Here is a 13,332-nt window from a genome sequence, read left to right as displayed (position 1 = left end):
CTGCGAATTGTCGGTTTGGCGCGCTCGTTTGCCACGCAAGCCTTAGTCGCGCAAGTCGCCGGGCCGGTTCTGCCGGATCGCGTGAACCGTTTCGCGCCAGCCGGTGATGCCGAAAAGCCGCAGAAACAGGCCGTAAACCGCTATCCCGGCGACAATAAGCAAGAGCAGGGCGATGGCTTGCAGGAGGCGGTGTGTATCCCCGGTGAATGCGGGTGCAAACCGCGTCGCCAGCCACAACGTCGCGCCCATCGCCAAGGCGGCGCCGAGGATGCCAGGCAGCCGCCGCCGCGCGGCGGCATCGATCGAGAACCCGAATGTCTGGCCGCCCCGGCGGATCAGGCTCAAGGCCGTGCTCCACGCCCCGATTGCCAGACTGGCGGCGATGCCGCCGGCGCCGAACCAGTGGCCGAGCAGGACGGAAAGGACGATGGCAAGGACGATGCCCTTGAGCGCCGCGAGCAGCGGCGTCAGCGTGTCCTCGCGCGCGAAGAACGCCGGCGACAGCGCCTTCACCAGCACATTGGCGGGCAGCCCGAGCGCCAGCCACATCAGCGCGCGCGATGTCGCGGCGGTATCGGCTGATGTGAAGGCGCCATGCTCGAACAGCGTCCGCACCACAGGCTCGCTGAGCACGATCAGCCCCAGCATCGCCGGCAGCGCCAGTCCGACCGCGAGTTCGAGGCCGCGGGATTCCGCATGTGCGACCGCGGCCGGATCGCCGCTGCGCAAGGCGCGCGTCATCTGGGGAATCAAGACCGTGCCCATGGCGACGCCGACGATGCCGAGCGGCAGTTCGACCAGGCGGTTGGCGAAATACAGCCACGATACCGCCGAGGGCGATGACGAGGCGACGATCGCGCCGGCCACCATCAATAACTGCGGCGTGCTGCTCGCGATCATGCCGGGGACCGCCTTGGCGAGAAAGCCGCGGATTTCTGCATCGAACGAAATCCGCAGCGGCGTTGCGATGTTGCTGCCACGGCGCATTACCAGAACGGAGAGTTGCAAGAGACCGGCGACGCCGACGGTGGCGGCCAGCATCTGCGCCGCGAACACCGCACTGGAGCGCGATGCCAGCAGCGCAGCCATGACAGCGATCAAGGCGATATTGAACAGCAGAGGCGAGAACGCCGTCAGCGCAAAGCGGCCTTGCGCGTTCAACAGCGCCATCATCACGGTCACCGGGCCGGCAAAGGCGAGATAAGGCAGCATCAGGCGCGCATTGTCGACCGCGAGCTGCAGCGTCTCGCGGCCGGAAAACCCCGGCGCCAGCGCCATGATCACCAGCGGCATCAGCAGCCCGAGCAACAACGTGGCGACGAACAAGGCCGCCGTGACGGTGCCAAGCACGCGGCCGGCGTAGGCAGCAGCCGCCGCCGCGCCATGGGTCTCGCGCACGCGCAGCCATGCCGGCACCAGCGCCGCATTCAGCCCGCCTTCGGAAAGCAGGCGCCTGATGACATTGACCAATTGAAAGGCAGCGAGAAATGCGTCGGCGACAGCGCCGGCGCCGAGCAGCGCCGCGACCAGGGAATCGCGCACGAATCCGAGCAGGCGCGAGGCCAGCGTTCCCGAGGATACCGTGAGGAAGGAGCGGATCATGCCGTTTCTATAGAGCATGATCCGGAAAAGTGGGCACCGGTTTTCCGGAGCGGTCATGCTCAAACAGAAACGATCGAACGCATCGCCGGTTGGCGCCGCGCGTTTTCGAGCGAAGCGCTATCCCCGGCGCGGTCGCGATCGCTTGCCCTCAATCAGGCCGCGCTGCCTCAAAAGCGCGTCGGCCATGAAATCGAGCACAGTGCGGATCCGCGCGACCTTGCGCAGATCCGGATGGGTGAGCAGCCACAGCGATCCTTCCATGTCGGGCAATGGCGTCGTGACGCGGCGAAGCTCGGCCGCGGGATCGGCGAGATAGCAAGGCAGGGCCGCGACGCCAAGGCCGGCCGCCGCCGCGGACCGAAGCGCCAGCAGCGAGTTCGCCCGCAACACGATCCGCTCGTCTGGGACGTTCGCGGACACCCAGCGCGCCGAGCGCAGATGGCCGAGGCTGTCCTCGAAACCGAGCCAGTCATAGTCGCGCAGCGGCTTCTTTCCGCATCGCGCGAGGTAAGCCGCCGAGGCATAGGGTGCGGTCGACACCGTTGCGAGCCGCCGTCCGGCCAGCCCCTCGGGAGCCGCTATGGCAGGCCGAAGCGCGATGTCGGCCTCGCGCCTGGTGAGCGTGAAGAACGTATTGGCCGCGATCAATTCGACGATGATGCCGGGATGCTCGGTCCGCAGCGCCGCCAGCACAGGCGCGATCACATCGATCAGCGTGTCCGTCGTTGTCAGCCGCACGATGCCGGAGGGACGCAAATCCTCGCCCGCCAGCCGCCGCTCCAGATCGACCAGTTCGGCAAGGATGCGCGTCCCCGCCGCGATCGCCATCTCGCCCGCCTGCGTCGGCGTATAGCCCTGGCGCGCTCTTTCGAACAGTTTTGCGTCGAGGCGAGCCTCGATGGCGCAGAGGCGGCGAAACGCGGTGGAATGATCCACCTTCAACGCCCGCGCGGCGCCGGTCAGCGTCCCTGCCGTGCTGATGGCGCGAACCAGCCGCAGATCATCCGCCGAGAAAACGTCGGGCATCCCTGCAACTCCGGTGCCTGAGATCGTCCTTGCATCTAACGCAAGCTAGGCTTGCGGGTTCGCCGGGCTTCCTTGCGCGACTGCCATACCCAAATTGATCCGGACCGCAACAGGTAGCAACAGGAGATCGCCATGGGAGCTCCTTCCCCCGAACTGTGTAATCTTTGGCTGGCGCGGGCCTTCAATGCCGGGGACGTCGAGGCCGCCACCGCGATGTATCATCCGGATTCCTCGATCGTCGAGGTGGATCAGGTTCACGGCAGCGCCAGGATCGCGCGCGGCGCCGACGGCATCCGCAAAACCATGGCGGCCTACATCGATATGAAGCCGCACATGGACGTGGTGACGCACCACGCCACCATATCAGGCGATTTCGCGATGACGCGTTCGCAATGGCTGATCCGCGGCCAGGACAAGAACGGCAAGCCGATCGAGGTGCATCATCAGGGGATGGAAGTGCACCGGAAACTGCCTGACGGCACCTGGGTCTTTTTCATCGATCATCCTTCCGGCGCCGATCCGGAATGGGCCGTGAAAGCGCCGCCGCCAACCGAGTAGCCGGCACGACGCGTCTCCTGGCCCGCGGCAGCGGATGCAGGCCGGACCAGGCGCTAATGCGACGGAAAGTTTTTCGGGCGAACCGCACGTGTGGTTTCGGCAGGACTTTGCGCCGCCGCCTGCTGCAGCTCGCGGCGGAATTCATCACGCTTCTCGTGGATCGAGGCAATGACCGGCCCGATCGCCTGTTCCAGTCCGATCAGCGCCGCCTCTGACAATTGCAGGCTGGCCTCGATGGTCTCCGGGACAGCGTCGGTCACGCCGATCGCGTAGAGGTGGCGGGCATGGTCGGCATCGCGGGCGCGCGAGACGATGACGATATCCGATCTCAGCGCGCGGACCTGCCGGACAATTTCGTCGATCGCGGCCTTGGCGGCTACCGTCACGATGACGGCTTTGGCGTCCATCACGCCGCAGCTCTTCAGAAATTCCGGGTCTGTCGCGTCGCCGTAATAGACCTCGGCCCCGCTCCTTCGCTGGACTGGTACCGCATCGGCGTCGTTGTCGACGGCGATGTAGGTACAATTGTGCCGGCTCAGCAAGGAGCAGACGACTTCACCGACCCTGCCGTGCCCGATGACGATGGCGTGGCCGGCGCCTCCACTCGGCGCAACGCTCAGTTCCGGATCGAGCGCTTTGGGCTCGCGAAATTTTGGCGCCAGCCGCCGGGCGACCAGAGCCAGGACCGGAATCAGCGCCATCGTGATGGACGTCACCGCGAGGGCGAAGCTCGACACATTGGCGGCAATCAGGCCGAGCGAGGTGGCGAGGCCGATGCCGACGAACGCGAACTCGCCGCCAGGGCCCAGCAGCAGACCGGTTTCGATCGCCGCGGGCCACGACAGCCGAAAGATCCGGGCGAGGCCGGTGAGCAGGATGGACTTGATGGCAATCAAGCCGATCACAGAGGCCGGAAGCCAGAACGGCTCGCGTGCGAGCTCGCGAACATCGATGTTCATGCCGACGGTGAAGAAAAACACACCCAGCAGCAGTCCCTTGAAAGGACCGATGGTTGTTTCAATGGCCTTGCGGAACTCGGTTTCGGCGAGCAACAAACCCGCGATGAAGGCGCCCAGCGCCATGGAAAGGCCGGCCATGGCGGCTGCGACGCCGGTGCCGATAATGACGAACAGGGTAGCCGCCACGAACAGTTCGCTGGCGCCGGTGGCGGCGACCAGCCGGAACAGCGGCCTCAGCAGCAGCCGGCCGAGGATGACCATCGCGGCGACGGCGAGCGTCGCATTCACCAGCGCGAGTGCGAGGCTGGACATGACCGAGCTGGCCGAGCCGCTGCCCAGGATGGAGACGAAGACCAGCACCGGAATCACCGCGAGGTCTTGCGCCAGCAGAATGGCAAAGCTGGTCCGGCCTGCCGTCGTGGCCAGCCGGCCCTGGTTGGAAAGCACCTCGATGACGATCGCGGTCGAGGACAAGGCAAGGCAAGCGCCGAGGATGATCGCTACGGCGGATGGGTTGCCGAACAGCGCCGCAATGGCGGCGATCACCGCCGTCGTCAGGATGAATTGCAGGCTTCCGAGGCCGAACACCAGGCGCCGCAGCGCCTTCAAACGCTCGTAGGACAGTTCCAGGCCAATGAGAAAGAGCAGGAAGACAACGCCGAGTTCGGCAATGCCGGCCACGTTCTTGGCATCGACGACGGTAAGCCAGTACAAAAACGGGAACAGGTGGATCAGCGAGCCCAGTCCCAACGGGCCGAGCAGCGCGCCCGCGGCCAGAAAGCCAAGCACCGGGCTGAGCCCCCAGCGGCGCACCATGGGCACGACAATGCCAGCCGTCCCCAACACGACGAGGGCGTCGCTATAGGCATCGATGTTGAACGGCGCTGCCACTCATGATCCTCTGCATCCCCTGCGCTTGACCAATGCGCCCGCCATACTGGATCAAATGGGCACTGCATGTGCAAGCCGCCGGCGGAGGTGCAAGCCGCCGGAGGCGATGAAAGCCGCCGGAGGCGATGAAAGCCGCCGGAGGCGATGAAAGCCGGCATCGATAGCCGGTGGAGGGCGCGGTCGTATTGACCAGCCAGCTGCGCTCGACGTCCCGAATTGCTTTGAATTGGCGGAGGACTGCGCGCGCAAGGCGGCCGGAAGGTCAACGCATCAGCGCGCCGGCCGACCCGGCTCGGATTCCATCCGGATTTGGGCTGCCACGATTGCCCATCAATTCTGGCTGGCGGGAGCCGGTGGCGACGGGGGATGGGGGCGAGCCAATCCCATCGCTCCGGGCGGCGCCTCGATGCTGGCGCTACGGGTGTCGACATTGTGCAACGTCGTCAGAACCGCTGCGGCAATTGCAACAGCCAGCGCCGTGGCTAAACCAGCCAATACTGTACGGTGGGTACGCATTACTCGCCCTCCTGCCTTTACCGACTATGCGGATCGGTCAGGCAAGGTTCCTAGCGCTGGCTGACTTTTTTTGAGGTCGCATCATCGATTTGACCCGCGCTGCGACCCAGCGGATAGCCGAGCAGGCGGTCGAATTCCCGCTTGCTGACGCGATAGCACTCGCACGCGGTGTCTTCGATCCCGGTTCGATTCAGGATCGTCACCTGCCCGCGACGATAGTCGATCAATTTACGGCGCCTCAACTTGCCGGCGGCGGTCGTCACGCTGGTGCGCCGGACGCCCAGCATCATCCCCAGGAATTCCTGCGTCAGGAGAAATCGCTCCGACTGCACGCGATCATGTGTCATCAATAGCCAGCGGCAACATCGCTGCTCGACGGTATGGAAGTGATTGCACGCGGCTGATTGCGCGACCTGATTGAAGAAGGCGTGCGCGTAATGAAGCATGACAATCCGCATGGTGGCGCTGCGATCGATTTCGGAGCTCAGCACGTCCGCTTGCAGGCGCAATCCGGAGCCCGGCACCTGAATGTAGGCGCTGGTCGGCGCGTGACGATCGCCAAAAATGACCGGAAGGCCAACGATGCCCTCGTTACCGACGGTGCCTACCTCGGCCGCCGAGCCATTGGCCATCGTATTGACAAGTGACGCAACGCCATCAATCGGAAAATAGACGGCAGAAATAGGCGAGTTCGCTTCGTACAGCGATTGGCGATAATCGAAGATCACCGGTTTGAGGTGCGGTCGAAGGCGATCCAGATCGCCCGGATCCAACAACTCCAACAATCGATTTCGGTAGGATTGAACCGGCTCCTCCATGGCGCGAGCCTCTCGTGGTTGTCGCGCGGGCACATGCAGTGGCTTGGCCCTTAACCGGGAATAACGGGCGCGAGGCGGCCTTGGTTCCGGCGTCAGCCTGACTTACCTGCGCTCCCGGCGGACAGTGGCCGATCCGGGCCGCTGTCACAAAGCCCATGACCCTCTCGCTGGCCAGCCTTGCAAAAGCGTAATTCCAAACCTTGGCGCGGCCGCGCTCAGCCGCTCGATATCGGCAGCAGTCGGCGGCCCGGCCACCTCTCCCTTCCGCAGTTCACGGCCCGCTTCGGCGAGAAACCGCTCGAATATGCTCGGCGTGCCGATCAGGATGTAGCGCGCCGGCTGATTGCCGGGGTTCATGAGCTGGTGCGGGATGCCGCGCTTTAGAAACAGGCTCTCGCCTGGCGCGAGTGTCCGACTCTCGCCATCCACAATCGCGGTCAACTGTCCTTCGATGACGTAGACAGTCTCGTCGTCGTCAGCATGAACATGGATGGGCGTCGTCGTTTGCCCGCCGCTGCTGTTTTCAAACAGACAAAACTGGTGCCCCGTCTGTTCGCCGGAAACCAGTCGCTTCATGGCGACGCCTGCGAGCACGAATTGCTTCGGTTCTGGATCTGTCATTGCTTCGGTCCTGCCTGGCACACTCGTTCCCCGACGTGGTGCCTGCCCGCGGGGACGCGCTGACCGACAAAACTCATCGGGCACGTGAGCAGTTCCTCATCTGTCGGGAACAGGCCGCTTTGATTTCGAAGCGGACTTCGGCCAATCCAAATTTATGGTTTCACGCCATTTATGGGTTCCCGCCTCGGGCCAGCCGTGATAGCCCCAGCCCTTCATGATGGCACAACAGGACGGTGAGATGGCTGACGCAAAATATGACGTTCTCGCAATCGGCAATGCGATTTTCGATGTTTTTGCGCAGACTGACGAGGGTTTTCTCAACCGTCACGGCATGACCAAGGGCGGCATGGCGCTGATCGACGAAGCGCGCGCCACGGCGATCTACGCCGATATGGGCCCGGCCACCGAAATGTCCGGGGGATCGGCCGCCAACACCATCGTCGGCATCGCCAATTTCGGCGCCCGCGCCGCCTATGTCGGGAAGGTTCGCGAAGACCAGATCGGCAAGCTCTACAGCCATGACATCCGCGCCGCCGGCGTCGCGTTCGAAACCCGGGCTGCCTCGGGCGGCCCCGCCACCGGCTGCTCCTACATCCTGGTGACGCCGGACGGCGAGCGCACCATGAACACCTATCTCGGCGCGGCGCAGGAATTGATGCCCGATGATATCGACGCGGCGCAGATCGCGGCCTCTGCCATCATCTATCTCGAAGGCTATCTCTGGGATCCCAAAAACGCCAAGGAAGCCTTCGTCAAGGCCGCGACCATCGCGCACGGCGCCGGCCGCCAGGTCGCGCTCACCCTGTCGGATTCATTCTGCGTCGATCGCTACCGCGACGAGTTTCTCGACCTGATGCGCAAGGGCACCGTCGATCTGGTGTTCGCCAACGAGGCCGAACTGCACTCGCTGTACCAGACCTCGGATTTCGACACCGCGCTGAAACAGCTGCGCGCCGACACCAAGCTCGGTGTCGTCACCCGTAGCGAGAAGGGCTGCGTCGTGGCCTCCAGGGACGGCGTCGTCGCGGTGCCGGCCTTCCCGATCCAAAAACTCGTCGACACCACCGGCGCCGGCGACCTGTTCGCCGCCGGCTTCCTGTTCGGCCTGGTCCGCAACGCCGGCCATGAAAACGCCGGCCGCCTCGGCGCCCTCGCGGCGGCGGAAGTGATCCAGCACATTGGGGCGAGGCCGCAGGTGTCGCTGAAGGAATTGGCGCAGCAGAACGGGTTGCCGGTTTAAGTTTTTCAAGGAGGCCGTGACCTCTCAACCCGTCATGCCCGGGCTTGACCCGGGCATCCACGTCTTTCAGCATCGAAGCAATTCGTGGATGGCCGGTGTTACCCATGTCCCCGGTCCGCACAACAAGCCCGGCCATGACGAAGGTTGAGCGTGGGTTCTATTGCAGCTAGTGCCAGGCAGCGCAGCATTTTTAATTAGCGTCGCCTTCTGCACCTCGATGCGCTCGTGACAAAATTTCCGATTTGCGGAAATTTCTCTTGACGCTACCCCCGACTCACCCATACATCCTCACCCATCCCGTCCCACTCAGAGGGGCGTTGGCCATCGTCACAACGAGGGACGGGTCGCGGTGGACGCGGAGGTGCCCTTGACGAAAGGCACCTTGCCCGGCGGAGCCTTTTGGCGAAGACGGGTGTCGCGTACGGTGAAGTCGTGTGGTCCTGACGTCGCGGTGCTGGCGTCAACGCACCTGGAGGCAACTGCTTCTCAGGGCGCAACGGAGGCAAAAGAGCCGTTCTCCGGGGAGATCACGTATAAGCCGTAAAGCCATTGCGCAGGGAATGTCGGATGTTCTCCGCTGAACCTGTATGCTCATGTGCAGCTTTCTTTGCACAATTCGCACATGAGACCGCGGGTGCAGCGCGCATCCGGCATTCCCCGCGCCCTCTGTTCACGCAAGGCGCGAGACTAAATGTACAACTCGGGCGCTTCGCGCCGCGGGATGGCGAACGTACGTCTATCCGTCATCCCCGGGCGAACGCGCTTGCGTTCGCTCGGGAGGTGCGAGCCTTGCGGTGCACTTGCACCGCTGGGCGAGCCTCGAAGGATGAAGCGGCCACAGACCGGGCCGTCGTCCTTCGAGGCGCGCAAGTGCGCGCACCTCAGGATGACGGATCTGAGATAGCGCATGGCGCTGGATAAAAGTTCATGTTCCAAGGCTTCATGTTCGAAGGCCAACCGCCATTCATGACGGAAACACCCCCGAATTGCCTTTCCATCCCCAACCCGATATTTTTGTTCACCCATTGGCTGGTATTGCGGCACGGAGGTCGGCTCTGGTTCCTCCCCAACAAAAGCAAGTCGCTTCCCGCATTTGGTTTCTGGCCATCGCGGCGGCCGCATTGTGCCAGCCGCAGGGCCCGGCCCGTGCGGATGATCTGGCCGACTGCAACAGCGGGCCGCCGGCAAAGGTGGAAGCGGCGTGCGCCTCCATCATCGACGATGCGGCGCGGCCGCCGGAAGACCGCGTCAAGGCGCATCTCGGCCGGTCGCGGCTTTATCTCAATACGTCGAAAACCGATCTGGCCCTGGCGGATGCCGAAGCGGCGCTGAAACTCGATTCCAATTCGGTCCAGGCGCTGCTGCAGCGGGGCGTCGCCTATCAGCGATCGAGCAAGCTTGATCTGGCGAAGGCCGATTTCGATCGCGCGCTCGAACTCGAACCGAAGAATGCGCTCGCATTTCTCACGCGCGGCAATCTTCGCGCCCAGCAGCGCAACTGGCCGGACGCGATCGGCGATTTCAACGAGGCCATCGCCGCACGCCAGGATTTTGCGCCGGCCTATGTCAGCCGCGGCCGCGCGCACTCGGAGAGCGGTCAGCTCGACAAGGCGCTCACCGACCTGAACGCGGCGATTGCGATCAACGTCAATGTGCCGGCGGCGTTCTATTGGCGCGGCCAGACCTGGCGCCGCAAGGGCGAGATCGATCGCGCCATCGAGGATTTCTCGCGCGCCATAGCTCAGGGTCCGAAAAACGACATGGCGCCCCAGTTCGCGCGGGCCCAGCTCTACAGTTCCAAGGGCGATTACAGCCGCGCGCTGGCCGATCTCGATGCGGTGCTTGCGGTGGCGCCGGACAGTGCCGCGGCAAAACAACTGCGCCAATCCACACTGGCGATGCAGGCCGAACTGGCGAAGGCCCAAGGTAGCGACAAAGGCACCGACAAGGACAAGCCGAAGGCGCTGCCGGCGCCGTCAGCATCGCCGTCGACGTCCGAGATGGCTGACCAGATTGCCCCGCCGCTGCCGCAGGGCGCGCAGCCGGGCGCCGCCGCCGGCAAACAATCGATCGACCGGGCGCGGCAGCTCCTCGCCCAGGCAAAATTCAGCGACGCGGTCGCGCTGCTGAACCATGTGCTGTCGACCAATCCGCGCGATCAGGCGGCGCTGCAGCTCCGCTCCACCGCCCGCAGCAGGCTCGGACAATTCGCCGAGGCCCGCGCCGACCTCGATGAGTTGATCAAACTTCGGCCCAATGATGCGACGACGCTGGCGCAGCGCGGAACGATGTCGGCTGTGATGCGGCAGCCCGAGCAGGGCATGGTCGACGTCGAAGCGGCACTCAAGATCAACCCCGACAGCGCGCAAGCCCATTACAGCCGCGGCGTCATCCATCGGCAGCTCGGAAAAGTCCTGGCCGCGCTGGCCGATTTCGATCGCGCGATCGCGATCGACCCCAAGCTCAGCCCCGCGTTCTATGAGCGTGGCATCACCCACATGTCCCTCAATCAGCTCGACAAGGCCCTGACCGACTTCGACCAGGCGCTGGCATTGGCGCGCGTCTACGATCTGGCAAAGGCCGCCCGCGGCCTGGTGCTGCTGCTGAAGGGCAGCGCGGCCGAGGGGCTGGCGGATATCAACGCCGTGCTGGAGCGAAATCCTTCCAACCAGACGGCTGTCGTCGGCCGCGGACTTGCCCTGATCACGTCGGGCCAGTTCGATCGCGCGATCGTCGCGCTCGATTCCGTGGTGGGAAAGGCGGCGGACGACACCATGGCGCGCACGCTGCGCGCCCGCGCCTACCTTGGCAAGGGCGAGGTACGCAACGCGCTGTCGGATCTCGATCTCGTCCTCAAGGCGCGCCCGGCGGATGCGGCGGCGCTGACGCTGCGCGGCAGCGTGTGGTCGGCGCTGCGCGAATATCCCAAGGCCCTGAAGGATCTCGACGAGGCGATCGAGCGCCGCGAAACCATCGAGAGCCTGTATGCGCGGGCGCGCGTTCACGAGGCGCAGAACGATACCGAAAAGGCCGCGGTCGATTATCGCCGTGCGATCGAACTCGTGCCACGGAGCGTTTTCGAAACCAACGCGCAGGCCAGCGCCAAGCAAAAGGTTCAGCAGCTTTCCAAGCGCATCCCCTGCGGCAATACGGGAGGCAGCGGCACGTGTCTGTGAGTTCTCGCCTGTCATCGCCCGGCTTGACCGGGCGACCCAGTATTCCAGAGACGTCAATGATCGAACCGAGAAGCCGCGGCGTACTGGATCACCCGCCTTCGCGGGTGACGACAGCTGTGAGTGGAGCGGGCCACGGTGCCCAGAGGGTACAGTAACGCTCTCCAATTCACGCCGTCTTCGCCGCCTTCAATCCCAGCCGCGCCTCGACCGCATCGCGCATCAAAAACTTCTGAATCTTCCCCGTCACCGTCATCGGAAATTCGTCGACGAACTCGACATAGCGCGGGATCTTGTTGTGGGCGATCTGGCCTTGGCAGAACGCGCGAATCTCCTCGGCGGTCAGCGTCTCGCCGGGCCTGACCCGAACCCAGGCGCACAGCTCCTCGCCATAGCGCTCGTCGGCGACGCCGAAGATCTGCACGTCCTGGATCTTGGGATGGCGATAGAGGAACTCCTCGATCTCGCGCGGATAAAGGTTCTCGCCGCCGCGGATCACCATGTCCTTGATGCGGCCGACGATGTTGCAATAGCCCTCGGCGTCGATAATCGCGATGTCGCCGGTGTGCATCCAGCCATTGGCGTCGAGCACGTCTGATGTCTTCTCGGCCTCGTCCCAATAGCCCAGCATGATGCTGTAGCCGCGGGTGCAAAGTTCGCCGCGCTGGCCGCGCGGCACGACGCGGCCCTCGAGATCGACGACCTTGACCTCGACGTGGGGATGAATGAGCCCGACCGTGGAGACGCGGCGTTGCAGCGGGTCGTCCGTCGAACTCTGGAAGCTCACCGGGCTGGTTTCGGTCATGCCATAGGCGATCGTGACCTCGCCCATGTTCATCTCGTTGTTGACGCGCTTCATCACTTCGACCGGGCAGGGCGCGCCGGCCATGATGCCGGTGCGCAGCGACTTCAAATTGAAGCGCGAGAACTCCGGATGGTCGAGTTCGGCGATGAACATGGTCGGCACGCCATAGAGCGCGGTGCATCGCTCCTGCTCGATGGTCTGCAAGGTCGCCAGCGGATCGAAGCCTTCGCCGGGATAGACCATGGTGGCGCCGAGCGTCACCGCGGCGAGGTTGCCCATCACCATGCCGAAGCAATGATACAGCGGCACCGGAATGCAGATGCGGTCCTGTTCGGTCAGGCGCATGGCGCGGCCGACGAAATAGCCGTTGTTGAGAATATTGTGGTGCGTCAGCGTGACGCCCTTGGGCGAGCCTGTGGTGCCGCTGGTGAATTGAATATTGACCGGGTCGTCGAACTGCAGCGTCCTGGCCAGTTCCGCCAGCGTCTTGCGATGCTGCGCGCCGCCCATCCGCGCCACGTCCTCGAATGCGATCGTGCCGGGCGATGGCGGCCCGCCGATCTGGATCACTGCGCGGAGTTGCGGCAGCCGCGCCGCGCGCAATTCGCCCGGCGTCGATGTGGCAAGTTCGGGCAGCAGCGTGTTCAGCATCTCCATGTAGTTCGAGGTCTTGAACGCGGTGGCGGTCACGATTGCGGCGCAGCCGACCTTGGCCAGCGCGAATTCGAGTTCGCTGAGGCGATAGGCCGGGTTGATGGTGACGAGAATGATGCCGGCCTTGGCGGCGGCAAACTGCGTCAGCGTCCATTCCGGCCGGTTCAGCGACCAGACGCCGATCCGCGCGCCGCGTTCCAGCCCGAGCGCGAGAAAGCCGGCCGCCAGCGCATCGACGCGTTCGGCGAATTCCTTCCACGTCCAGCGCACATTGTGGCTCGGCGAAACCACCGCCTCGCGCTCGCCCCAGCGCCGCACCGCATGATCGAGGCTTTGCCCGATGGTGTCGCCCAGCAACGGCGCATCGGCGGTGCCGCAAACGTAACTGCTCGCAATATCCGTCATCCTGCCACACCCGAGGTTGTCATTCCCCGCGCATGCGGGGGATCCAGTATTCCAGAGGGGTCAG

Annotated in this window: 9 protein-coding genes; 3 read left to right on the top strand and 6 right to left on the bottom strand. The window is 64.4% G+C overall.

What is annotated here, in order from left to right:
- Positions 1-42 precede the first annotated feature (42 nt).
- Together murJ and ACSQ84_RS23960 are read right to left on the bottom strand one after the other, a co-directional pair.
- On the bottom strand, positions 43-1,602 hold the full coding sequence (gene murJ, locus ACSQ84_RS23965) for a murein biosynthesis integral membrane protein MurJ (RefSeq protein WP_436214191.1): 1,560 nt from the start codon (positions 1,600-1,602) through the stop codon (positions 43-45).
- A 117-nt stretch (positions 1,603-1,719) separates the two neighbouring features.
- Positions 1,720-2,628: a LysR family transcriptional regulator gene (locus tag ACSQ84_RS23960; protein WP_436214190.1), complete on the bottom strand. Its 909-nt coding sequence runs from the start codon at positions 2,626-2,628 to the stop codon at positions 1,720-1,722.
- A 132-nt stretch (positions 2,629-2,760) separates the two neighbouring features.
- Here ACSQ84_RS23960 and ACSQ84_RS23955 point away from each other — a divergent pair, with 132 nt between their 5' ends.
- Entirely contained in the window at positions 2,761-3,186 is a 426-nt protein-coding gene (locus ACSQ84_RS23955; RefSeq protein WP_436214189.1) for a YybH family protein, read from the top strand.
- Positions 3,187-3,239: 53 nt separating this feature from the next.
- Here ACSQ84_RS23955 and ACSQ84_RS23950 read toward each other — a convergent pair whose 3' ends face one another.
- The 3 genes from ACSQ84_RS23950 to ACSQ84_RS23940 all read right to left on the bottom strand — a co-directional run bounded on the left by ACSQ84_RS23950 (position 3,240) and on the right by ACSQ84_RS23940 (position 6,991).
- Positions 3,240-5,036, bottom strand: a complete 1,797-nt coding sequence (locus tag ACSQ84_RS23950) for a cation:proton antiporter domain-containing protein (RefSeq protein ID WP_436214188.1) — start codon at positions 5,034-5,036, stop codon at positions 3,240-3,242.
- 566 nt (positions 5,037-5,602) lie between these two features.
- Positions 5,603-6,370: a Crp/Fnr family transcriptional regulator gene (locus ACSQ84_RS23945; protein WP_436214187.1), complete on the bottom strand. Its 768-nt coding sequence runs from the start codon at positions 6,368-6,370 to the stop codon at positions 5,603-5,605.
- A 144-nt stretch (positions 6,371-6,514) separates the two neighbouring features.
- On the bottom strand, positions 6,515-6,991 hold the full coding sequence (locus tag ACSQ84_RS23940) for a cupin domain-containing protein (RefSeq protein ID WP_436214186.1): 477 nt from the start codon (positions 6,989-6,991) through the stop codon (positions 6,515-6,517).
- A 238-nt stretch (positions 6,992-7,229) separates the two neighbouring features.
- On the opposite strand from ACSQ84_RS23940, the gene ACSQ84_RS23935 reads away from it, so the two are divergent.
- Together ACSQ84_RS23935 and ACSQ84_RS23930 are read left to right on the top strand one after the other, a co-directional pair.
- The gene (locus ACSQ84_RS23935) at positions 7,230-8,231 is read left to right on the top strand and encodes an adenosine kinase (protein WP_436214185.1); all 1,002 of its coding nucleotides are present in this window, start codon (positions 7,230-7,232) and stop codon (positions 8,229-8,231) included.
- Between the two features lie 1,121 nt (positions 8,232-9,352).
- The gene (locus ACSQ84_RS23930) at positions 9,353-11,407 is read left to right on the top strand and encodes a tetratricopeptide repeat protein (RefSeq protein ID WP_436214184.1); all 2,055 of its coding nucleotides are present in this window, start codon (positions 9,353-9,355) and stop codon (positions 11,405-11,407) included.
- A gap of 166 nt (positions 11,408-11,573) precedes the next feature.
- Here the strand turns inward: ACSQ84_RS23930 and ACSQ84_RS23925 are convergent, their stop codons facing one another.
- Complete coding sequence (locus ACSQ84_RS23925; RefSeq protein WP_436214183.1) at positions 11,574-13,268, bottom strand: AMP-binding protein; 1,695 nt, start codon at positions 13,266-13,268, stop codon at positions 11,574-11,576.
- Positions 13,269-13,332 lie beyond the last annotated feature (64 nt).

Source organism: Bradyrhizobium sp. LjRoot220, from assembly GCF_964252915.1.
In the GTDB taxonomy this organism is placed as follows: Bacteria; Pseudomonadota; Alphaproteobacteria; order Rhizobiales; family Xanthobacteraceae; genus Bradyrhizobium.
This window is presented reverse-complemented; position numbering and strand designations above follow the sequence as displayed.